The 21,027-nt window shown below is 53.8% G+C and carries 22 protein-coding genes and 1 pseudogene; 10 read left to right on the top strand and 13 right to left on the bottom strand.

The annotated features are described in order from the left end of the window. Position 1: 1 nt before the first annotated feature. The 6 genes from DNH61_RS01930 to DNH61_RS01905 form a co-directional block, all read right to left on the bottom strand. Complete coding sequence (locus DNH61_RS01930) at positions 2–790, bottom strand: ABC transporter ATP-binding protein (RefSeq protein ID WP_111145014.1); 789 nt, start codon at positions 788–790, stop codon at positions 2–4. Between the two features lie 187 nt (positions 791–977). After that, positions 978–2,231 carry an MFS transporter gene (locus tag DNH61_RS01925; protein ID WP_111145013.1) on the bottom strand — a complete coding sequence of 418 codons (1,254 nt, stop codon included), beginning with the start codon at positions 2,229–2,231 and terminating at the stop codon, positions 978–980. A 118-nt stretch (positions 2,232–2,349) separates the two neighbouring features. Next, entirely contained in the window at positions 2,350–2,667 is a 318-nt protein-coding gene (locus DNH61_RS01920; protein ID WP_111145012.1) for a Dabb family protein, read from the bottom strand. A gap of 34 nt (positions 2,668–2,701) precedes the next feature. Continuing rightward, on the bottom strand, positions 2,702–3,376 hold the full coding sequence (locus DNH61_RS01915) for a ThuA domain-containing protein (RefSeq protein ID WP_181438547.1): 675 nt from the start codon (positions 3,374–3,376) through the stop codon (positions 2,702–2,704). A 17-nt stretch (positions 3,377–3,393) separates the two neighbouring features. Beyond that, the gene (locus DNH61_RS01910) at positions 3,394–4,107 is read right to left on the bottom strand and encodes an SDR family oxidoreductase (RefSeq protein ID WP_111145010.1); all 714 of its coding nucleotides are present in this window, start codon (positions 4,105–4,107) and stop codon (positions 3,394–3,396) included. A 43-nt stretch (positions 4,108–4,150) separates the two neighbouring features. Continuing rightward, entirely contained in the window at positions 4,151–5,068 is a 918-nt protein-coding gene (locus DNH61_RS01905) for a helix-turn-helix transcriptional regulator (RefSeq protein ID WP_111145009.1), read from the bottom strand. 242 nt (positions 5,069–5,310) lie between these two features. On the opposite strand from DNH61_RS01905, the gene DNH61_RS01900 reads away from it, so the two are divergent. The 4 genes from DNH61_RS01900 (at position 5,311) to DNH61_RS01885 (ending at position 8,668) form a co-directional block, all read left to right on the top strand. After that, positions 5,311–6,939, top strand: coding sequence for a glycoside hydrolase family 9 protein (locus DNH61_RS01900; protein ID WP_111145008.1), 1,629 nt, complete (start codon positions 5,311–5,313; stop codon positions 6,937–6,939). A 137-nt stretch (positions 6,940–7,076) separates the two neighbouring features. After that, entirely contained in the window at positions 7,077–7,232 is a 156-nt protein-coding gene (locus DNH61_RS01895) for a DUF1540 domain-containing protein (protein ID WP_111145007.1), read from the top strand. A gap of 283 nt (positions 7,233–7,515) precedes the next feature. Then, positions 7,516–7,722, top strand: coding sequence for a YuzF family protein (locus tag DNH61_RS01890; RefSeq protein WP_111145006.1), 207 nt, complete (start codon positions 7,516–7,518; stop codon positions 7,720–7,722). A gap of 55 nt (positions 7,723–7,777) precedes the next feature. Next, the gene (locus tag DNH61_RS01885; RefSeq protein WP_111145005.1) at positions 7,778–8,668 is read left to right on the top strand and encodes a manganese catalase family protein; all 891 of its coding nucleotides are present in this window, start codon (positions 7,778–7,780) and stop codon (positions 8,666–8,668) included. On the opposite strand, the gene DNH61_RS01880 is transcribed toward DNH61_RS01885, so the two are convergent. Together DNH61_RS01880 and DNH61_RS01875 are read right to left on the bottom strand one after the other, a co-directional pair. Next, positions 8,659–9,675, bottom strand: a complete 1,017-nt coding sequence (locus DNH61_RS01880) for a sodium-dependent bicarbonate transport family permease (RefSeq protein ID WP_111145004.1) — start codon at positions 9,673–9,675, stop codon at positions 8,659–8,661. The two genes, DNH61_RS01885 and DNH61_RS01880, sit on opposite strands and share 10 nt — an antisense overlap. Before the next feature lie 152 nt (positions 9,676–9,827). After that, on the bottom strand, positions 9,828–10,202 hold the full coding sequence (locus DNH61_RS01875; RefSeq protein WP_181438546.1) for a Na-translocating system protein MpsC family protein: 375 nt from the start codon (positions 10,200–10,202) through the stop codon (positions 9,828–9,830). Between the two features lie 160 nt (positions 10,203–10,362). Here DNH61_RS01875 and DNH61_RS26185 point away from each other — a divergent pair, with 160 nt between their 5' ends. Continuing rightward, positions 10,363–11,904 (top strand): methyl-accepting chemotaxis protein, encoded by a 1,542-nt coding sequence (locus DNH61_RS26185; protein WP_111145002.1) that lies wholly within the window; start codon positions 10,363–10,365, stop codon positions 11,902–11,904. 60 nt (positions 11,905–11,964) lie between these two features. Then, positions 11,965–12,276, top strand: a complete 312-nt coding sequence (locus DNH61_RS01865) for an STAS domain-containing protein (RefSeq protein WP_111145001.1) — start codon at positions 11,965–11,967, stop codon at positions 12,274–12,276. 35 nt (positions 12,277–12,311) lie between these two features. Here DNH61_RS01865 and DNH61_RS01860 read toward each other — a convergent pair whose 3' ends face one another. Together DNH61_RS01860 and DNH61_RS01855 are read right to left on the bottom strand one after the other, a co-directional pair. Further along, complete coding sequence (locus tag DNH61_RS01860) at positions 12,312–13,160, bottom strand: sugar phosphate isomerase/epimerase family protein (protein WP_111145000.1); 849 nt, start codon at positions 13,158–13,160, stop codon at positions 12,312–12,314. Next, positions 13,157–13,825 (bottom strand): hypothetical protein, encoded by a 669-nt coding sequence (locus DNH61_RS01855; protein ID WP_111144999.1) that lies wholly within the window; start codon positions 13,823–13,825, stop codon positions 13,157–13,159. Before DNH61_RS01855 ends, DNH61_RS01860 begins: the two co-directional genes overlap by 4 nt. A gap of 242 nt (positions 13,826–14,067) precedes the next feature. On the opposite strand from DNH61_RS01855, the pseudogene DNH61_RS01850 reads away from it, so the two are divergent. Both DNH61_RS01850 and DNH61_RS01845 read left to right on the top strand, forming a co-directional pair. After that, positions 14,068–14,421: pseudogene (locus DNH61_RS01850) on the top strand (SDR family oxidoreductase); the annotation flags it as partial. Positions 14,422–14,558: 137 nt separating this feature from the next. Then, positions 14,559–15,278, top strand: coding sequence for a 3-ketoacyl-ACP reductase (locus tag DNH61_RS01845; RefSeq protein WP_111144998.1), 720 nt, complete (start codon positions 14,559–14,561; stop codon positions 15,276–15,278). A 55-nt stretch (positions 15,279–15,333) separates the two neighbouring features. Here DNH61_RS01845 and DNH61_RS01840 read toward each other — a convergent pair whose 3' ends face one another. Further along, a complete protein-coding gene (locus DNH61_RS01840) occupies positions 15,334–16,515 on the bottom strand; it encodes a S8 family peptidase (RefSeq protein WP_111144997.1) in 1,182 nt (393 codons plus the stop codon). A 201-nt stretch (positions 16,516–16,716) separates the two neighbouring features. Beyond that, positions 16,717–17,646: an NADP-dependent oxidoreductase gene (locus DNH61_RS01835; RefSeq protein WP_111144996.1), complete on the bottom strand. Its 930-nt coding sequence runs from the start codon at positions 17,644–17,646 to the stop codon at positions 16,717–16,719. A gap of 168 nt (positions 17,647–17,814) precedes the next feature. Here DNH61_RS01835 and DNH61_RS01830 point away from each other — a divergent pair, with 168 nt between their 5' ends. Further along, on the top strand, positions 17,815–18,375 hold the full coding sequence (locus tag DNH61_RS01830) for a TetR/AcrR family transcriptional regulator (RefSeq protein WP_220036912.1): 561 nt from the start codon (positions 17,815–17,817) through the stop codon (positions 18,373–18,375). 28 nt (positions 18,376–18,403) lie between these two features. Here DNH61_RS01830 and DNH61_RS01825 read toward each other — a convergent pair whose 3' ends face one another. After that, positions 18,404–19,594 (bottom strand): sensor histidine kinase, encoded by a 1,191-nt coding sequence (locus tag DNH61_RS01825; protein ID WP_146240922.1) that lies wholly within the window; start codon positions 19,592–19,594, stop codon positions 18,404–18,406. A 324-nt stretch (positions 19,595–19,918) separates the two neighbouring features. Between DNH61_RS01825 and DNH61_RS01820 the strand changes: the two genes are divergently transcribed. Next, complete coding sequence (locus tag DNH61_RS01820; RefSeq protein ID WP_111144994.1) at positions 19,919–20,959, top strand: ABC transporter substrate-binding protein; 1,041 nt, start codon at positions 19,919–19,921, stop codon at positions 20,957–20,959. Positions 20,960–21,027 lie beyond the last annotated feature (68 nt).

Here is a 21,027-nt window from a genome sequence, read left to right as displayed (position 1 = left end):
CTCACGAGTCCTCCCGTACAACAGAGACGAACTGCTCGGCAAGCTGCCTGTGATTATTCAAACCAGTCAGACGGTTGAAGATGCCTTCCAGCGTGCCTTCCTCGCTTCTCTCCTTCAGCTCCTCGAAGGAGCCGTCAGCAATGATCCTGCCCTCGTCGATCAGAATGATCCGGCTGCTGATCTTCTCCACCACCTCCATGATGTGCGAGGAGTAGAAGATCGTCCTGCCCTGCAGCGCCAGCTGGCTCATAATCTCTTTCACGATCATGACACTGTTCGCATCCAGGCCGCTGAGCGGCTCATCGAGAAACAGCACATCCGGATCATGGAGCATGCTGGAGATCAGCAGCACCTTCTGGCGCATCCCCTTGGAGAACGAGGCTATGCGTGCATCATATACCCGGCCAAGACCCAGCATATCCATCAGCCTGCGCGCCTTGTAATCGGCGTCATCGCTCTTCAGGCCGTAGAGCTCGCCGATAAATGTCAAATATTCCGAAGCCGTCAGATTATCATAGAGCTCGGCGGTTTCGGGCACATAACCAATCCGGCTCTTATAGCCGGGATCACCGTCCGCGATATCGCGTCCGAACAGCTTAACCTCGCCGGCATAGCCCGTAACGAGTCCCAGCATGATTTTCACCGTTGTACTCTTGCCGGCCCCGTTCGGTCCGATATAGCCGATGATCTGTCCCGGGTAAGCCTCCAGGTCGATGCCCTGAAGCACATACCGGTCACTGTATTTCATCCGTAAATCCTGAATCTGTATGACAGCTTCCTGTCTCTCCATTGCAATGCACACCTCACTTTGAACAATTAAGGGATGATAAGAACAACTTTCCAGCACCTCCCAACCGGGCGCGCCTATACTATACCATTATTTTACTTAACTAGAGAATGAAAGTTAGATGGCACGCACAACAATAAGACTGCCGGCGAACCGGCAGCCTCTGTTAATCCTGGTGAATGCGACTCGTTTAGCCGCCCATACTGCGGCCCTTGGACGCGGATATCCTGGCCTTCCTTGCCTGAACAAGCATCAGGCACATGGCTGCTGCGAATGCAGCCGCTACCAGAACCATCGGTGCTCTAGGGTCAAGCCGGTAGCTCCAGCCGCCGATGATGCCGCTCGGTGAGATGATGAGCAGAATCAGTACAGAGAGAATCGAGAAGACCTTGGCCCGCTGCTCGTCATCTATCGCATTGGCGACTTCCGCCTCCAGGATAGGCGAGCAGATCATCGTACCGACGGCGGCCAGCACCGTGCTGAGCCCAATCCATACCAGCCCGTCAGCAGGCGCGGCGGCCAGCAGCACATTCGATACGAGCGATACGGCGAACCCCCAGAACATGGCCCTTGAGGCGAAGCGCTCGGGAATCCGCGGCATAATCAGCCACATCGTCAGCAGCATGAACACCGAGGATATGGCGGGCACCAGCGAGATCAGCCCGCTGTCCAGCTGCAGATAATCAGCCAGATACAAGGACAGGTAGGTGCCCTTGAGAGTCATTTGGAAGTTGAACAAAATATAAACGCCGAAGATGAGCATCAGCGCCGGATTGGCCAGCACACTCCGAATGGCGCTGCCGTAGCCGGCGAGATTCTCCTTCCATCCAACCTGGCTGGTCTCCCTGATTTTGCGCAGGCCCATCTCGGTCTCATGCGTCGTCAGGTGCCGGCCGATAAACTGCAAAGTCATCAGCACACAAGCCAGAACATACATGATGCGCATGCCCGGTACAAGCGAGTAATGCAGCACGATCAGACCGCCAAGCGGCGCGAACAGCCCCCCGACCACACTGATGAACTGCAGGATGGTAAACACGTAGGTACGGTCCTTCGGATTCGTGTCCTCCACGAGCAGACAGTAAAAGGCGGTATGAGGCACACGTTGAAAGCCGTTAACGAGCGCAGCCGCCAGGAAGAACCAGAAATTCTGCGAAACCGCCCACAAGAGGGTGCCGAACGTCCAGCTCAGAATATCGAAATACAGCAATGCCTTCTTGCGGCCCATACGGTCCGTCAAATAACCGCTTAGGAATGACGAGAACACCTGGACAATCAGGCTGATCGTCGTGATCCAGCCGATTGCCACCTCGCTGAGCCCCAGCTCATACATATAGATCGTGGCATACACCGTAAACATGCTGTAGGGAATCAGGAACAGCGGCTCAAACGCCAGACATCCCCTGCTGTTTCCCTGCAGCCGCGCAAACCATGGCCTGGCCATACATGTTCCTCCATCTCTCTATCGTGAAAAAAGAGCCCCTCTTAAGGGGCTCGGCGCCATATCAGCCGGCACTTGCCGCCTGTATCCTGTGACCATGTCCATAAAGCGCATTCCGTCATTATCCCGTGACCCTTATGTCACTGAAGTCAATCTCCTGAAACCTTGCAACTTCCTTCTTCCATCTCTCTTCCACGAATGCCACATGATCCGGATCCGCGTTGTATGCCTCATACGCAGCACGGTCCGCAAATTCCATCGAGAACCCGTAATCGTAATCGCACTTGGGACTAATCTGACGCAGCACCTCGAAATGCTCAACCGTTGGGATGGCACTCAGCAGACGCTGACCGTCCGCCAGAAAGGTCTCCGTCTCAGCGGCATCCGGTCCATGATGCAGCGAGAAGACAACCATATGCCGCAGCCTGTTCCCCTCCATTCTTACACCCCCCTTCCTTATACCCGTATTCTTCCTAGTCTCTCAACTGGTCTCTTAGTAAGCCTGCCAGCTCGCCTGCCAGCAGCCGGATAAATGCGGGGTCGGCCAGCGACTCCTTAGGATGAGCTGGCGTCAGACAGCTGACTTTGCCCTGCCCGTAGCCATGCCGCCAGCCCGCCTCCGAGCGACCGTCAGCCGAGACGGCCACCAGCCACACCTTAGTGGCCTGTGCATCACACCAGACAAAATAATGCTCGTCCCACAGCTCCGCCAGCACTTTCCCGCTGTCAGCCTGCTGAGGACTGTCCGCCTCTATGTACGTGACCATCTTCATATCCGGATGATGTTCAAAATACCCCCGCAGCATGCGGACATACTCACCCTCCGGGTCATAGCCCGCCATGCCGGAATGCCAGGCCAGCCAGCTCCCGCCCCCGCGGACATAATCCGTGATGGCCTCGGCTGTTTCCGGTGTCATCCAAGTTCTCACCGCTTCATCCAGCGGATTGATCCGGTCTTCCTTGTACATTACGACAGCGTCCGGGTTATCAGACAGGCGGCTCGCCAGCTGCTCAGCGGGTACAATCTCGATCTCAATTGCAGTCTGCAGAAGCGGCTCCGCTTCCCTCACCGCAAGCCGCAGCGCCTCCCCGCTCACCGCGGGGTCATGCCAATGATCCCCCAATACCGCAATAATCCGTTTCCTCATGCCTGTTCGCTCCCCTCTTACCATGGAAGGAGGTTGCCCTCATAGTCCATGTATATTGGTCCGTCCAATTCATGCGCCCGCAGCGTCTGCTTCAAAATGCCCTTCGCCGAGTCTTCCGCCTCCACTGCAGCATGCTCGTTAAATTTGCCCAGCATGTAAGAACGCACGTAGCCGGGATGAAACGCCAGCACCTTGATGCCGTATTCCTTCAAATGCTCCTGCAGCATAACCGACTGCATATTAACAGCCGTCTTGGACATCGAGTAGCCGAACTCCTGCTTGCGGTAATTGTTCGCTATGCTGCCCGACTCAGAGGAGATGTTCACCAGACGCTTATCCTCTCCCTTCACCAGCAGGTCAACAACCGAGTGCGTCACCCGGAGCGGGCCAAGCGTGTTCGTGTCATAGAGCTTCATCATGTCGCCGAAATGGAGCTCACCGAAAATATCACCGGACCGGTCCTTAAAGATCGCGGCGTTGTTAATGAGAAGGTCAAGCCGGTCCGTGTTCTTCCTGATCGCGGCAGCGGCTTCCTGCACAGACGTCTCACTGGTGACATCAAGCGGCAGAATGTGAAGGCGGTCCGTCTGCCCGGCCAGCTCATCCAGCTCCGGCCAGTCATTCATATACCGTCCGGCAAATACGGTATACCCACGGTCCAGCAGCTGCCTCGCCAGTCCGAGCCCCAGTCCCCTGTCGCATCCCGTTATATATGACGTCTTGTTCGTCATGCTGTCCTCACCCTTCTTCGCTATGTACTCGATATAACTCCTATTACCCGTTTAACCCGTTTCGGGAATGCCCAAGCATGAACCTCTGCCGGTATTCCCGCGGGGTAATGCCTTCCCACCTTCCGAAGCAGGAGGTGAAATAGGCAGCCTGCTGAAAGCCCACATCCTGCCCGATCTGGCTGACCGGCAGGTCGGTCTGGAGCAGCAGCTTCTTGGCCTGCTCAAGCCGGTACCTCATCAGGTATTCCATCGGGGAGCATCCGAATTGTTTTTGCATGCACCTCGCGATGTACACGGGATGAAAGTTCAGCGCTTCACCGACGCTGCGGATAGAGATTCGCTCCCTGTAGTGCAGGCGGAGGTACGATGCCGCCTGATCGGCGATATCTGCGCCTGGACGCGGGATTTTATCGGCCATGGATGCCTCCAGCTGCATCAGCACTTCCTGGAACAGCATTTGCTGTTTCCATTTGACCGCGCCCAGATGGGAATCTCGTTCCAGCTCGTTTAGCTGGCGGAGCAGCTCGTACATTTTGCCCGCATTTAGCAGCCGGGTAAACTGGGGGATACGGATATCGAACGCCGCCACTCTCGGATGATGATCGGCAGCCCCGCCGTCTTCGCCAGCCTGAGGCTCCTCCAGTCTTGAAGCACCTTCCGCATCGCTTAAGACATCCCAGACGCCTGCCGTCTGAAAATGCAGGTAGTAGCTTCCGGTTATCTCCCTGCAGCCTTGTGCCGGGTAATGATGGGAATCCGGCCGGAGAATAAGCGCATGCCCTTCCGCCAGCTCGTACCGCCGGTCTTCTTCTCCAATATAGAGACAGCCCTGATCAACCACGAGCAGATCAAATTCGCCAAGCGCATACCGGTCAGGGTGCCCCCGTCCCGGCGCGGTCAGGCAGTGGCCGCTGCAGATATAATAAGGCATGGGGAGCGCATGAAATCGAATCACCGGCATAAGCAGTGCCTCCGCTTCTCTAACTTATTGTTATGGTTAACCCTGGACCTGCCGCTTTCCTTCCAGAAGCGCTATACAAGTTTAGATTCTGATAAAACTGGTTGTGCTTCTGATACATTGAACTCAGTATAGCACCTATAATCAATAGCGAATGCACTTTTTGCCTGCTGGCACAAGACGTCCCTCACAAGTTTAGGCTGTAACAGTCCACCATGCTAATTATCACTAAAGGAGGCACCTGTATGGTTGAGCCATTCACTTACCGACCTGCTGCGGTTAACCAGCTGGGCTATCCTTCTGGGTCCCGTAAGAACGCCGTCTTTAACGGCTACGAGGGAAGCTTTGAGATCATCGACCTGACATCAGGTCAAACCGTATTTACAGGCCATACCGGAGTACCGGCCAAGGATCCATCCACAGGAGCAAACGTATGTAAAGGTGATTTTACCGCTCTGACCGCTTCCGGCAGCTACCGGATTGAACATAACGGCCGGCAGCTGTCTGGTCCGTTCACCATTTCCGGCCGCCCTTACGATACTCTTCACGACGGGCTGCTGAAGGCGTTCTATTACTTCCGCTGCGGTACCGAGCTGACCGAAGAATACGCCGGTCCGTGGCATCATGCCGCCTGCCACCTGGCGGATGGCATTGTCTACGATCAGACGGAGCGCCGGCCGGACAGCCGGGGAGGCTGGCATGATGCGGGCGACTATGGCAAATACACGGGGCCTGGCGCGAAGGCGGTTGCCGACCTTCTGCTGGCCTATGAATTCTACCCGGATGCTTTCTCCCGCACGCTTCCGCTTCCTGAATCGGACGGGATCATGCCGGATGTTCTGCATGAGTGCCGCTGGGAGCTTGAGTTTCTGCTGAAAATGCAGGATCCGCTGACCGGAGGCGTGTTCCACAAGCTTACCACCTGCCATTTTCCCGGCATAGAAGTCATGCCCGAGGATGATCTGGCGGAGCTGTATTTCTCCCCGGTATCCGTGTCGGCCGCAGGCTGCTTTGCCGGCGTAATGGCTATGGCAGCCAGAGTTTATCAACCGTTTGATACGGCCTTTGCCGAGGTCTGCCTGAAGGCTGCCCGCCGTGCCTGGAGCTGGCTGGAGCAGCATCCGGACCTCCCGGGCTTCCGCAATCCTGCCGGTATTACGACCGGTGAATATAGCGATGAGGAGACCGATGATGAGCGCTATTGGGCCGCGGCGGAACTCTTCCGCACGACGGGCGAGAACCAGTTCCATCAGGTTTTCGCGGACTTGTCAGGCAAGGCTTTTCCGAAATACAGCCTGGGATGGGCGGACATGGGCGGCTACGGCACCATCGCTTACCTGCTGGCAGAAGAGGGCAGCACGGATGCAGAGCTTCGCGCCAGGCTGCTGGACGGTCTGCTGGAGGAAACGCGGACACTCTCGGAACGCGCAAACCAGGACGGTTACTTCATTTCTCTTGGACCCCAGGATTACATATGGGGCAGCAGCATGGTCGTCATGAATAACGCCATGCTGCTGCTTATAGCCGCACGGTTAGGTCCTGCGCCTGAGCTGGAACAGACGGCGCTTGACCATGTGCATTACCTTCTTGGGCGCAATATACTGGGCATCAGCTATGTCACAGGCTTTGGTGACCGGGCCGTCTGTCACCCCCATCACCGTCCTTCGGCAGGCGATTCGGTCGATGCCCCTGTTCCGGGACTTGTCTCAGGAGGACCCAATGCCGGATTGAATGACGATATATCCAGAGAGCTGCTGGCGGGAAAAGCTCCTGCTGCCTGCTTCATAGATCACGTGGAGAGCTACGCCACCAATGAAGTGACGATTTACTGGAATTCACCTGCTGTGTTTGTCGTCTCCCGCTGGGCGGGATAGCCGAAGAAGAACAGCAGAAGCAGCGGCCTCATCCGTTATGGAAGAGGCCGCTGCTTCATTTTCTGCCCTGGAGAGATGACTCTGCGTATAAATAACGGCTGCCATGCCCCATCCTAGAATGATGGGAGGTGATATCTATGGCACAGGACGTATTATGTGAGGTTAATTCCTGCAAGTATTGGGCTAACGGCAATAAATGCGCCGCTTCCTCCATTTATGTGGTCAGCCATCGCGGCAAGCAGGCGAGCCACTCCGAAGAAACCGACTGCAAAACCTTTGAGCCCAAAATCTAAACCGTAACCCAAAGGACCAGACCCCTATCTGGACCTTCATCATAAACAATGCTTCACCTTATAGTTCCGGGGCAGCCTGCAGGCTGCCCCTGTTGGTATTCCATTTCCTCTGAGCTGCTGTCTTAAGACCAGCTGCCCGCCTGCTTTCATTATACCCAAAGCTGATAATGATTATCACCGATTATCGATATCCCTTCCCAACCCATGGGTTGTATCGTCATGATACTGCGGCACAGCTGCATACAATGAATATGAAGTTTCATTCCGGAAGGAGCTGGCAGCTGTGCAAACACCGTCCGCCGTATTAAGCGATCCGTACGTATACCAAAGTTTACAGCCCTATACAGGGAAATGGGTGGCGCTGGATACGCCCAGGGGTTCGCTAAGAGGAGAGCTCAAGTCCGTCATGCCCGACCATATTGTTGTGCTGGTTGGACAGACGCCTTTCTTGGTCCGTATTCAGCAGATCATCTGGATCTATCCTTGCTGATTACCTGTACAGATGTCTCACGAAAGCCATTCTACGCGCAAGGAGTGAGAAACCGGTGTTCAAACGAATCAACAGGCTCCCCATCTATCTTCCGACACCCGATCACGGCGATGCCAACGCCGCTGCTGCCGTGCAGGAGCTGCTTGGCGGCAAATTCGGCGAAATGTCTACCCTTAATAATTACATGTACCAGTCGAACAATTTCCGCGCCAAGAAGAAGCTGAAGCCATTCTATGACCTTGTAGCCAGCATTACGGCCGAAGAATTCGGCCATGTTGAGCTCGTAACCAGTGCCATCAATCTGCTGACTCACGGCATAACCGTTCCATCTGCACCCGACTTGACCCCGCTTAGAACCGGTCTGGATGCGCGCAATACCTATCATTTCATCGCCACCGCCCAAAACGCCGTTCCCGGCGATTCCATGGGAAGGCCATGGAGCGGTGATAATGTGTTTAACAGCGGCAACCTTGTGCTGGATCTAATGCATAATCTATTCCTTGAAATCGGCGCACGCACGCACAAGATGCGTGTGTATGAGATGACCGACTCACCGGTTGCTCGGGAGATGATCGGTTATCTGCTCGTAAGAGGCGGCACCCATATTGTTGCCTATGCCAAGGCACTGGAGATTGCTACCGGCGTTGACTTGACCAAGATGCTTCCCGTACCTGATCTCAGCAACACCAGATTCGACTACGCCCGCAAATTCGAGGAGCAGGGGCTCGGCAATGTTCTCTACACCTGGAGCGACACCGACTTTCAGGATATCTCGCTGATCTGGAAGGGCGACCACCCGGAGAACGGACAGCAGCTGCGTGTCATTAACGGCTGCCCGGAAGGTGCGCCTGTTCCTGATCTGGAGGAGCTGCCCGAGGAGTTCGCGCCCGGCATATCCAAGGATGACTATACGATGATCGCGAAGCGCCTGCTCGCTCAGCTGTAAAGCCACTGCGCCATGGCCGTATAGACAGGGATCCCAAGCGCGAGATTTAGCGGAAACGTAATACCGAGTGCCAATCCGAGATAGACGGTAGGGCTGGCCTCGGGCACAGAGGACTTCAAGGCTGCCGGAGCAGCGATGTATGAGGCGCTGGCAGCCAGCACGCCCATCAGGGCTGCGCTGCCCATGGACAAGCCTGCCGCTTGGCCGATCAGAATGCCCAGAAGACCGTTGAACAGCGGCATGATAAGCGCAAAGCCGATCAGCTTGACGCCGATCTTCATCTTATGCAGCTGCTGTCCGCAGACGATGCCCATACTAAGCAGGAAAATCAGCAGAAACCCGCGGTACAGATCGATGAAGAGCGGCTTCACAACCGGCACAGCTTCCTGGCCGCCGATAAGGCCGACAATCAGGCTGCCTAGGAGCAGGATGACACTCTTCCCGGTCAGGCATTCCTTGATCGGCTCCCAGCTGAATTTATTAGATGGAATGGGCACGATGGAGGAATAGGCCGTAACGGCAGTCACTTGCTTCGCCGCCCCCTTGTCCTTCATAACGCGCAGCATGACGATAGAGACCAGCAGTGCCGGTATTTCCATCACCGCCATGATAGCACTCATATAGCTCGCATATTCAATTCCCGATTTCTCCAGAAAATCAACCGCTGCCCCGAATGTGACCACGCTCACCGATCCATAGGTGGCCGCCAGCGCGGCAGAATGATAGATATCTAGCTTGAACGCTTTACGCAGCACACCCAGAATGATTAAAGGGATGATGCTGCCAAGCAGAATCCCTGCCCAAAGCGGCTTAACGAGCACGGACAGCGGGTAGTTCGATAGCTCGATCCCCCCCTTGAGCCCGATCGCGATTAGCAGATAGATGCTCAGCGTCTCGGTGAGCCCTCCCGGAATTTTCAAATCCGATTTAATCAGCACCGCCAGCATGCCAAGCCCGAAGAACAGAACCGCTGGCGATCCCATGTTGCTCAGTACAATTTCCCACATCGTAAAACTCCTCCTTCGTTGTATGTGTTCATACGGGCATATCTGCGCACAAAAAAACCGGCAAACGTCCGGCTTCGCTCCGATAAGCGCCTGCCGAATATTTACCGGTTATCTTCAAGCCCACCGTATACCGGTGCTCCGATGATCTCCGCCTAAGCCTTCTTCGTCATTAATTCGTTCTCCAGATTGCCGTCCAGCATAAACACCATAACCCGCTCGCCTGAACGAGTTGATATATCGGTGAAGAACGACACCACTTGCTTGCCCGTCAAATCTCCAATCAATTGATACAGCTGGCCCGCCCCCGTCTCCACCAGCTCGGAACGGTTGCGTTTAACGGACAGCATGCCATCCTTCTCCGCTGCAAGCAGCTTCTCAGCAGGAGTGAGCACACCCTTCAGCATGACCACAATCATATTGCGTACGATGTCTGTCTTGACATCAACTGAACCCCTGCCCAGGAAATCACGTTCCCACTGGGTTAATGCTCTGCTGACCTCGGCCTCCATCATGCCCTTAGTCTTCATCACATCTCCCCCATTTCTCATCCCATTATACTGTTCAGCGCTTAATTGTCAATTCCTTAGATGGGTAAATTGTTAGATTTCTGTTTCGTTTAGAAAATCAGAAGGATTGTGTCATAATATGTCGAACAATTACGTTCACTATACTTAGGAGGCTTCCCAGATGAGCATTAAAAAAAATCAGCTTATGCTTTGGATGTCGGCTATCGTCCTTATTCTCTCTGTGCTTGCTCACTGGCTGGGGCGCGGTCTTCATCTTTTCCAAGAGGGCGGGCATATGGCCCATTCCGTCGCAAGCACGGATATTGCCAGCGAATTCTCGTTCTCGCTCCACGTCCTTCTTGCCATCCCCATCATCCTGTATATTGCGGCGCTTGTCTGCTACCGGCTGCAGGGGGATCATCCCTTCATCCCTCATCTGATAACATTGGCGCTGACGATGGGCAGCATGTCAATCATCGCCGGTTCTGGCGGAAGAGTTGAATTCCACTTCTCCATCTTCATGGTTGTGGCTATGCTCGCTTATTACGAGAAGCTTTCACTCATTATCACGATGACTCTGCTGTTTGCCCTGCAGCATCTGGCAGGATGGCTGCTGATTCCCGAACTGGTCTTCGGCACGACGGAATATTCGTTTACCATGGTACTGATGCACGCCATCTTCCTGGTACTCACGTCAGGCGCTACCGCCTGGCAGGTTGTCTCCAGCAGACGAATCAAGCAGAAGATGGAAGAAGCCAAGCAAGCGTATACCCTGGAGCTCCTCAGCCGCCTTAAGACCGAGGTCTATGACTCCATGTCCAACGTTGCCGCTTCTTCCTCCCATATGTCCGAGTCCATCGCTCAAATTCGCAATGCTTACACGACTGTTGAAGACAATATCAATCAGGTAAAGCAGGATTCACAGGATGGCACGCGTGCGGCTATCGATACCTCCCAGGTCCTTCTTGAGCTGTCATCATTAATCCAGATTGCCAAGGTGAAGGCGGAGGCGGCCAGCCAGCTTTCCCAGGAAACCCTTGAAGCAACCGAGCTCGGCAGAGCCCATATCTCGGAAACCGTCAGCCGGATGTCCTCGATCCGCCAGCATACCGAAACCATGGATGGCCATGTCCTACGTCTGAGTGACTACTCCGCCCAGATCGGCCAAATCACAACCGGTATCCAGGGGATTGCATCGCAGACCAATTTGCTTGCTCTCAATGCTTCCATCGAAGCTGCCCGGGCGGGTGAAGTGGGCCGCGGCTTTGCGGTCGTCGCTGACGAAATCCGCAAGCTGGCCGAACAGGCGAACGGCCAAACCCAGGAGGTCGGCCTGCTAATCGAGAAGATTGTCTCTTGTGTTGAGGATGTTGTCACGGCTACCCGTACCAGCCGCCGGGAGATCGACCTGGGTTATGCCTCCATTGAGCAATCCGGGGAAGCGCTTGAGCACATCTCCAGTGCTGTCCAGAAGAGCGCGCATCATGTATCGGAGATTACTCTTGTCACCTCAGAGGAGTTCGCCTCCTCTGAGAAAATCGTTGGTCTCATCAGCGACGTAACAGGCACGATTGAGCAGACAGCCAGCAATGCGGAGTCCGTTCGCAGCTTGATTACAAGCGTGGGCAGCAGTATACAGGGCATCGTTCAGGGCTCTGAGCATATTACAGCTCTGGCATCCGAAGTGGACGCCAAGGTTAAACGTATGACAGAATCAGCTTAAGCAGCATCCGGAATTCATCGGTTATGATTCATTATCCCTAACCCTCCAGGAGGTAACACCATGCTTGAAATCGACTACAGCACGAATGCGCCCGAGCGCACGATTAAGGTCTCCGCTGCCGGCAGAATGTACGCTGAGCAGGCAGCGGATTTCCGCAGACTAATGCTTGAGAAGCTTGATGCCGGCCTTATCTATATCGAGCTTGACTTGTCCCGCCTTACCTATATGGATTCGGCAGGGCTTGGCGTATTGATCTCACTGAACAAAAAAGTCGCCGGCGTGGACGGCAGCCTTCGGCTGACCGGCCTGACCGGCGAAATCAAAAATCTGTTCGAGCTTACCAGGCTGCATCAAGTGTTCGAGATCCGGTAACAACCGGTCGCAAGCCGGGCAGCGGCGCGAACTTTTTAGCGCAGCAGAGCCGCCTTCTCAGCGGCCTGTCTTCTGATCGTCTCAATATAGCTCTTGGACTGTGGCATCTGTTCAGGCTTCGCTTCCTCCATAATGATATGGACATGCGGTTTCATTTGCTCCAGCAGTTCCATATAAAGCTTATAATTCATCTTTCCATAGCCGGGCGCTGCGGTAATAACCGTACCGTCCGGTTCTTGTATGCGGTCCTTCGCATGGCAGGCGATGACCCGCCCGCCAAGCAGGCTGAAGGCCTCCTCGATAACCTTATCCTGGCTGTCTATGTTGCCTTCATGAAGCAGGTTTCCGGGGTCCAGCACAACACCAATATTCGGTGAAGGAACCTCGCGCAGCATCCGGTCCAGCTCCTTGGCTGTACCGATCAAGTGACCGTTCGCTGCTTCCATGCCGACGAACACGCCCCATTTTTCCGCCTCCTCGGCCAGCTCCTCCAGCGTGCTCCGCATGACGCTCCAATCCTCGTCCGTGTAGGTTCCAGGCGGGTAAGTGCCCGTCTCGGCAGCTACAATCGGCGCTCCGAAGAATCGTGCATAGCGCAGCAGCTCCTTGAACCGTTCAATATTCTCCCTGCGCTGCTCTTCGCGTCTGTCGAAGAGATGCAGGTAACAACCCAGCACCGATATCGATACGCCGTGCTTATGGAAGGACTCCCCGATTGCCTGGGCCAGTCCCGGGCTCAACGCACCCGGCTTGCTGAAATCGATATCGCTGACGGCCTTCCACAGAGCCAGCTGTACATGACGGAATCCGAAGGATGCCACCTTCGGCGCAATCTGTTCATAGGGCATGGCACCGAACAAGTGAGCCAGTACACCAACTGTCATCTCGCATTCCCCTCTCCTTCGTTATAATAGGCAAACAAACTCTCAATTGGCTTAAAATATAGATGACCATCCGGCCAAGGCTGGAAATGAAGATCCATTCTCGCATCCTCCCAGTTAGGCGGTGTGCCCTTCGTATGCAGCTTTGGCGGCAGTACCGGTTCCTCCACGACCTGCGGAAACTCCTGATACCCGAACAGCACGTTCTCATGAATGCCGATAATCTCATACTTCCCGCCAGAGAACGCCCTCTCCTCCTGCAGCTGGTAATGATAGTAGATGTAACTTGCGATCATCTCCGGCTTCAAGTGGGCGATTCGTCCCACCCGGCGTTCAACCGGAGCCCGGCGCCTCCAATGCTCCGGCCCGGCCGGCTCGTTGAAGTGAAAGACATCCGCCATTGGAACCCACCGCCGGTCTGAACCGCCGCCAGGCCATATCTTCAGCCATGGCGCAAGCTCCGGGAACAATTCATCCGGCTCTATTCGCTCTTGTACACATTCGCAATAAAGAAATAACTGGTTATTCCACCGGTAAATCGCGACGGTCATGAGAATGCCGCTGTCCACTAGCGGCATCGCTTGCCCCGCCCCTCCTATGGTAACCGCTTCCATAACATATGCTTCATCTGCCGATTCATAGGCCGCCCGATACATCAAACGCTTCACAGCATACCTCCCCGACCAGAGCCCCCAGGGCTCTTATTCAGCTTGCCGCCGTTACTACTGTCTGACTGATCCCGTCCAGTAATGGAGATTATAGCATACAGGCATGGGTCCGTCATGGGTTTATGTCACACTTCCATCACAATTTCCCTAGTTGCCGCGTTTATGCAGCAGGCATAGTATCAGCAGTTCATAAATATAATGCAGGGGTGAGTCTCAACTGATGGAGGTGTATGGCTTAGGCCGGGAGTTCAATCATTAATACGAGCTCCATTACTGCCTACCGCGGTGAGAAGAATCTGATTGATTATTCCGCCACCAAGGGTGCCATTTCCTCCTTCACCCGTTCTCTTGCCCTGTCCCTCGTAGAACAGGGGATTCGCGTTAATACCGTCTCTCCCGGACCTATCTGGACTCCACTGATCCCTGCCAGCTTTGAGGCTGAACGCGTTGCTGTCTTCGGCACCGATACTCCGATGAAGCGTGCCGGGCAGCCATTTGAGCTAGCTCCCGCCTATGTCTATCTGGCAAGTGATGATTCCCGCTATGTCACCGGCGAGACCCTCCATGTCAATGGCGGCGGCTTTATCTCTACCTAGAGCTGCTTCAGAGCGGCAGTTTGTCCCCACTCTCCAGATCTTCTATAATAAAGAGTGTTCCGGCCCTTAAGCCGGCCACGAGTAGAACGACTTACATACTGTATGAAGCTTATTGATACCAGAAGGAGTGATGGAGAATGACACTGCAGGGGAAAACTGCCATTATCACAGGAGCAGGAAAAGGGATCGGCCGGGCCACCGCGCTTGCCCTGGCAGCCGAAGGCGTTCATTTGGGCCTGATGGCCAGAAGTGAGTCCGACCTCACGCAGCTTAAGGATGAGATTACCGGCAAGCATGATGTACAGGTTCATACTGCCATCGCCGACATAGCAAGCCAGGACGAGGCGGCAGCTGCCGTCGGGCAGTTAATTAATTCGCTGAAATCGGTGGACATTCTGATTAACAATGCAGGCATTGCTGAGTTTGCCACCCTGCTCGATATGGACCCGGCTACCTGGGAGCGCATTATCCAGGTTAATCTGATGGGAACCTACTATGTAACCCGCGCTGCCCTGCCGACTATGATCAGCCAGAACGAAGGCAGCATTATTAACATCGCCTCTACAGCGGGCGAGCGCGGTTTTGCAACCGGCTCAGCTTACTGCGCATCCAAGTTCGCAGTGATGGGTCTGACCGAGTCCCTGATGCAGGAAGTGCGCAAGTTCAATATCAGGGTCACTGCCCTCACGCCAAGCACGGTTAACACGCCGCTGGCCGTCAATGCCGGGCTGAAGATCGGTGAAGAAGACCGGATGATGCAGCCGGAGGACATGGCTGAGCTTATTACGGCAGCCCTGAAGCTGCCTCAGCGTGTATTTGTCAAGGCCGCTGGCATATGGACCACCAATCCGCAGTAAAAAATCAGGAAGAGCCTCCCGTACAAGCGGAAGGCTCTTCTGTTTGAGCGGCCTGTTATTCCTTCTGCGCTTCAGCAGCTTGGAAACGAACGGCACGTGCAGCATTTACCCGGCCGTAGACCCACCATTCCCCGGTCCCAGGAACCGGATCGGCTGTCTGCTGGATTGCCGCCCTGGCCTGCGCCTGATTCCTTCCCTGTGCAACAAGCAGCGCAGCCACGCCAGACACATGGGGAGCAGCCATAGAGGTTCCGCTCAGGTAAGCATAGTTGCCGCCCAGGTAGGTGGAGAGAATGCGATCTCCCGGCGCGGCCACATCCACCCACAGCCCGTAGTTCGAGAAGGAAGAGCGGACATCCTGCTCCGTCGTGGAAGCGACCGCCAGCACTTCGGCATAGGCTGCCGGGTAGTTTGGAACGGATACACCATTGTTGCCTGCAGCCCCAACCAGAAGGACCCCACGGTCCGCAGCGAAACGGACTGCATTTTGCAGAGTTACAGCCGAAGCCGAAGATCCCAGGCTCAAGTTGATAATCTGCGCCCCGCGGTTCACCGCATAGACGATGCCGTTAGCGACCTGATTAAGATTTCCTGTGCCATTATCGCCGAGCACCTTAACAGGCAGCAATCGGGTAGCGGGTGCAATTCCTGCGATGCCGAGGCCATTATCAGTCGCTGCTGCTGCTATGCCGGCAACATGTGTACCATGGCCGTTACGGTCGGTTGGCATATCGTTGTTTTCTACAAAGTTGTATCCCGCTGCAAGCTTGGGAGCCAGGTCTGGATGCCCTGCCTGCACGCCTGTATCAAGTATGGCGATCACAACTTCAGGTCTGCTGACCGTTACATTCCAGGCTTCCGGAGCCTGAATAACCTGCGGTCCATATTGATACTCGGGGAAGAATGGATCATCCGGCATAAGAGTTGCTTGATACAAGAAGTTAGGCTCCGCATAATGAATGCCCTGCATGCTGTTGAAATGCTCGAGCACCTTTCTCATCTTCCGGCTTGACTTGAGTGTATAGGTGCCAAGATGGACATTGGAGTCCATTACGGTACAGCCTGCCATCCGGATCATCCGCTCCCGCTCATCATCCGTTACCCCATCCTCGAACGAGACGATTACCTGACCGGGTTCATGTGGCGCCCATCTCCGATCCGCCTTCCAATCCAAATACCGGTATAGCAGACCAACTGCCAGCGCGGCGAGCGCAATTCCGGCCGCTAACAACCACATCCTTCATCTCCTCCAGTGCTATAGAATTCTATCTACTCTATGAGCACGGTAAGAGACCGGCCTGTTTGCTTGTCCCGGAAACTGTAATTAGGGCTCCCGTCATCAGGTTGGATGTACTTATGCTGGATTCATTATTCAAGCGGCAGCGCAGTAATCGGAGCAGCTGCCGTATATGATGCCGCAAGCCACGCTTTTGTTTCATTACCGAATCTGTATTAATAATTTTCCCCTGGTATGCTTTGTTTCTATTTGCGCATGCGCCTTGCGGAGAGCTGCCTCATCCAGAGAGAATACGCCGCTAATGTGAACTTTTAGCTGTTGTTCCCGCATCCAACATTCGATAAGTTCCAGTTCTTCACGCTTTGGATCGACGATTACAAATTTACCATCTACACCATGTGCTCGGGCGATGTCTGCAATCGCTGGAGTTACAATCGAAACCACCCTGCCGCCTTTCTTCAATACTCTGCAGTTTCTCTCTTGTTCCAGATCAACAACGAAGTCAAGAACCATATCCACGTCTCTAACTGCTTCTGAGAAGTCAACAGCCGTATAATCGATTACCTCATGCGCACCTAAGCTGCGTACAAATTCATGATTGTTCGAGCTTGCTGTTGCGATAACATGGGCACCTGTTAACTTAGCCATTTGAATCGCTATATGCCCGACACCGCCTGCCCCGCCATGGATCAACACACGTTCGCCTTCCTTCAACTCCCCATAACGGAACAATGAATGCCAAGCTGTTAGGGCAACGGCAGGCATAGCACCCGCTTCATTGAACGTTATGTTGGAAGACAGCTTTGCTAGCTGGACCTCTTCTGCAACCACATATTCCGCATAAGTTCCTGAGCTCCCCAAGCCGAACACCCGGTCCCCTTGCTTCACATATTTGACTGCTGCTCCCACTTCCTTAACCACACCTGCAAGATCCAGTCCTAGAATATGAGGAAAGCTATGTACCGGAAAAACCTCCTGCACACGACCTGCCCGAATGTTACTGTCAACGGGATTAACGGAAGTCGCGAATACTTCAACAAGGACTTGATTATCGTTACAAGCTGGTACGGCCACTTCCTGTTCTTCCAGTACATCTGGCCCCCCGTATCCATGGATCGTTATTGCTCTCATTTGTCTTACCTCCCAACTTTATTATCATTTGTTGATTTATCAACAACTGTCTAATACAATAAAATTGTAAGTTGTTATCCCCATGAGTTCAATCGTTAATCATGCTTGGATTGTTCACTAATCAACACGATGTTAATAAATGTTCATTCCTGCAAGGAGGATGTAAAGATGACCGTGGATCGAAGAATCTTAAAAACGCGCGAAGCCATAAAAAAAGCCTTTTTCGACCTCATGGCTGAAAAAGACTTTAAGGATATTACCGTTCATCTCATATCGGAGAGGGCCAACCTAAATCGGGGCACGTTTTATTTGCATTACTTAGATAAGTTCCACCTGTTAGACAAGTGCATTGAGGAACAGCTTGCCGGATTACTGCGGGTCTGTGCGTCTACAGGTGCTGATCAAACGCATTTCCCCACATTCGATTCCATACTCGCGACTACGGAGTATTTTGAAGAGCATATCTTGTTTTATACATGTATGTTAACCAATGAAGGGATGCCTTCCTTTCGGGATCGGCTTCATCAATTAATGGTGAAAGGCATTCATGAGCAGGTTAATATGAGCGGCATAAATAAAGGGATGAATAAGGAAATTCTGGTTCAGTTCATGGCGTCAGCGATTGTAGGCATCGTGGAATGGTGGATCCTTAACAAAATGCCTGTCCCTGCAAACCAATTGGCTCGGGAATTGTGGACTCTCCTGGAAAGAAACCAGATCCGCACGTAGTGACTTTTCTCTTCTAGATCAACGATGCCTATCCTATACTTCTGTCCGCCTCATTCTCCAGCTCCGCCTGCTCCGACTTCTCAAAGGTTAAGGTAAATATGGTTTGGCCCTCACTCGCCGAATAAGTCAGGCGGCATCTATTCTTCTCCGCAATCTGCTTACAGATGGACAAGCCAAGTCCCGTTCCATTCGGCTTGCCGCTCACAAAGGGCTCAAACATGGACGCTATCAGCCCCGCCGGGATGCCAGGCCCGTTATCGGCAACGGAAATATAATAATGGCGGGCATCCTCTCCGCCGGATAGCCGGATAATCTTATCCGTACCGCTTGATCCCGCCGGGAAAGCCTCGATGCTGTTATAGACCAGATTGGCAACCAGCTGCTGCAGGGCTAACCGCTGGACAATTAATGAGAAGCCAAGGCTGCCTTCCACGAGCAGCTGGACCTCACCATACTTCAGTCTGTCGCTGACCAGCTTGCACACACCCGCCAGCAGCTCTTCTGCCCGGCAGGACTGAAACGGCTCCTCCAGCGCGTTGTTCCTGGAGAAGCTCAATATTCCGGTTATCTGGCTGTATAGTCCTTTGAATTCGCTTTCCATTACTTCGATATACCGCTCCACTTTTCCCAGCTCATCAGGGGGCAGTGACGAACGAATCAGCTTCAAGAACCCTTCAATCGCGAAGAGCGGATTACGAAGCTCATGCGCCATACTGGCCGCCATTTTCCCCAGCATATCCATGCGGTCGCTGTACAGGCGGTTAATCGCTTTATCCTTACGCCGCAGCTGCTCCTGTACACAGTTCCAATACAGCCGCCCCATGGTACTTTGCAGCTCATCGATCCGTTCGTGAAATATGGTGAGGGCTGTCCACATCTCTTCCTTGGATATGTTGCGTTCACCGCTTCCAAGCGCCCACTTCTCCAGCGCGGCACCAAAGGAACGCCGCCAGATCAGACAGCTGCGCAGCAGGCACTCAACAGGTGTGCCCCTGTCTGCATGATATTCGCACAGTCCAGGCAGCATCGAGTACCGCTCGCAATGGCTAAGGGGCTTATAAATATCACAGATTAGCCCGAACATAATCAGCCCGTGAGTCCGCATGCGGCCAGGGCTCGTCATCCCCGGATAAGCATCACTCAACTGGGCCAACCAGTTCTGGACGATCGTATTTCTACATTCAGAAGCAAAGGTTCTAAACCACATAGACCGTCTCACTTTCCGCCGCCCATGAATGCCTCTAGCAGCAGCACTATCTATTAATTAGACTTTATCCCCGGAAAACCTGCAACTTGCCCAATAAATACCACCCTAAATTTTACAGCTGCCCTTTCATTTCCTCTATTCATTTTACATATAAAACTATTTGACGAATAGATGAAGGCACCGTAATATGGATTACATATACCTTTGGCGCATATTGTATACAAATGGAGTCACGTAACCTGACATTGCACCGGGCATTACTTTATCACACAAAAGCGTTAATTCGGATATCCGTTGGTGGAGTTACGTGTCTATTTAAAGAGAGGGGTAATACAGATGAAGAGAAAAACATGGCTTGCGTTAGCGCTCTCGGCTGTACTCTTGACGGCCGGATGCGGCGGAGGAACCAAGACGAACGAAGGAACTGGCGGCAGCAGCGGCGGCGCCGATCCAGCGGAGCAGAAGACCTATAAGGTTGCCATCTCCCAGTACCTGGAGCATGCCTCACTTGACGCTACGCGCGAGGGTTTCCTTGCCGCACTGAAGGATAACGGTATCGAGGAAGGAACCAACCTGAAGGTCGATTATAATGTGGCCCAGGCCGACTCTACCAACAACCTGTCCATTGCCCAGAAGCTTGCCACTACAGACAGCGATCTTGTTCTGGCCATTGCCACACCTTCCGCGCAGGCGGTCATGCAGCAGGTCAAAGACAAGCCCGTCTTGTTCGCCGCTGTAACCGACCCCCTGGACGCCAAGATTGTGACCAGCCTGGAGAAGCCGGAAGGCAATGTTACGGGCGCATCCGATACAAACCCTGAAGCGATCAAGATGCTGATGGATTTTATCGCTAAGCACCTGCCTGAGGTAAAATCTGTCGGGCTTGTCATCAACCAGGGTGAGCCGAATGCCATTATTATGGCAAAGACTGCCGAGGAAGCACTGAAAGCGCATGGCATCGAGCTGGTCCGCGCACCAGTCACGAATACATCCGAGGTAAAGCAGGCGGCTGAATCGCTTGCCGGCCGTGTGGACGCCCTCTATATCACGCTCGATAATGTTGTCGTCAATGGCGTGGAGTCGATTCTGCAGGTTGCGCGCGACAATGATCTGCCGCTGTTCTCCAGTGACCGAGATACGGTTGAGAAGGGCGCGGTTGCCACAGTCGGCTTCAAATACTTTGATCACGGCTACCAGGTCGGTGAGATGGCTGTGGAGATCCTTAAGAACGGCAAGCAGCCGTCTGAGCTGCCGATTACAAAGCCGGATAAGCTTAACCTGATCCTGAATGTTAAAGCTGCAGAAGAACAGGGCGTCACTGTGACAGAGGAAATGAAGAACAGCGTCCAGGACCCTGAGACGAACTTAATTCAATAATCCGACTACACATCCGGGGTGAACGTCCCATCGTTCACCCCCTTTTAATTCCTAATAGGAGGTTAACT

The sequence above is a fragment of the Paenibacillus sambharensis genome, assembly GCF_003233845.1.
Taxonomy (GTDB): domain Bacteria; phylum Bacillota; class Bacilli; order Paenibacillales; family Paenibacillaceae; genus Paenibacillus_I; species Paenibacillus_I sambharensis.
The sequence above is the reverse complement of the archived record's forward strand: the minus strand, read 5'-3'. Positions and strand labels throughout refer to the sequence as shown.

Coding starts and splice junctions, on each gene's coding strand:
- DNH61_RS01930 (WP_111145014.1), bottom strand. CDS start 790: ATGGAGAGACAGGAAGCTGTCATACAGATTCAGGATTTACGGATGAAA.
- DNH61_RS01925 (WP_111145013.1), bottom strand. CDS start 2,231: ATGGCCAGGCCATGGTTTGCGCGGCTGCAGGGAAACAGCAGGGGATGT.
- DNH61_RS01920 (WP_111145012.1), bottom strand. CDS start 2,667: ATGGAGGGGAACAGGCTGCGGCATATGGTTGTCTTCTCGCTGCATCAT.
- DNH61_RS01915 (WP_181438547.1), bottom strand. CDS start 3,376: ATGAGGAAACGGATTATTGCGGTATTGGGGGATCATTGGCATGACCCC.
- DNH61_RS01910 (WP_111145010.1), bottom strand. CDS start 4,107: ATGACGAACAAGACGTCATATATAACGGGATGCGACAGGGGACTGGGG.
- DNH61_RS01905 (WP_111145009.1), bottom strand. CDS start 5,068: ATGCCGGTGATTCGATTTCATGCGCTCCCCATGCCTTATTATATCTGC.
- DNH61_RS01900 (WP_111145008.1), top strand. CDS start 5,311: ATGGTTGAGCCATTCACTTACCGACCTGCTGCGGTTAACCAGCTGGGC.
- DNH61_RS01895 (WP_111145007.1), top strand. CDS start 7,077: ATGGCACAGGACGTATTATGTGAGGTTAATTCCTGCAAGTATTGGGCT.
- DNH61_RS01880 (WP_111145004.1), bottom strand. CDS start 9,675: ATGTGGGAAATTGTACTGAGCAACATGGGATCGCCAGCGGTTCTGTTC.
- DNH61_RS01875 (WP_181438546.1), bottom strand. CDS start 10,202: ATGAAGACTAAGGGCATGATGGAGGCCGAGGTCAGCAGAGCATTAACC.
- DNH61_RS26185 (WP_111145002.1), top strand. CDS start 10,363: ATGAGCATTAAAAAAAATCAGCTTATGCTTTGGATGTCGGCTATCGTC.
- DNH61_RS01865 (WP_111145001.1), top strand. CDS start 11,965: ATGCTTGAAATCGACTACAGCACGAATGCGCCCGAGCGCACGATTAAG.
- DNH61_RS01860 (WP_111145000.1), bottom strand. CDS start 13,160: ATGACAGTTGGTGTACTGGCTCACTTGTTCGGTGCCATGCCCTATGAA.
- DNH61_RS01845 (WP_111144998.1), top strand. CDS start 14,559: ATGACACTGCAGGGGAAAACTGCCATTATCACAGGAGCAGGAAAAGGG.
- DNH61_RS01840 (WP_111144997.1), bottom strand. CDS start 16,515: ATGTGGTTGTTAGCGGCCGGAATTGCGCTCGCCGCGCTGGCAGTTGGT.
- DNH61_RS01835 (WP_111144996.1), bottom strand. CDS start 17,646: ATGAGAGCAATAACGATCCATGGATACGGGGGGCCAGATGTACTGGAA.
- DNH61_RS01830 (WP_220036912.1), top strand. CDS start 17,815: ATGACCGTGGATCGAAGAATCTTAAAAACGCGCGAAGCCATAAAAAAA.
- DNH61_RS01820 (WP_111144994.1), top strand. CDS start 19,919: ATGAAGAGAAAAACATGGCTTGCGTTAGCGCTCTCGGCTGTACTCTTG.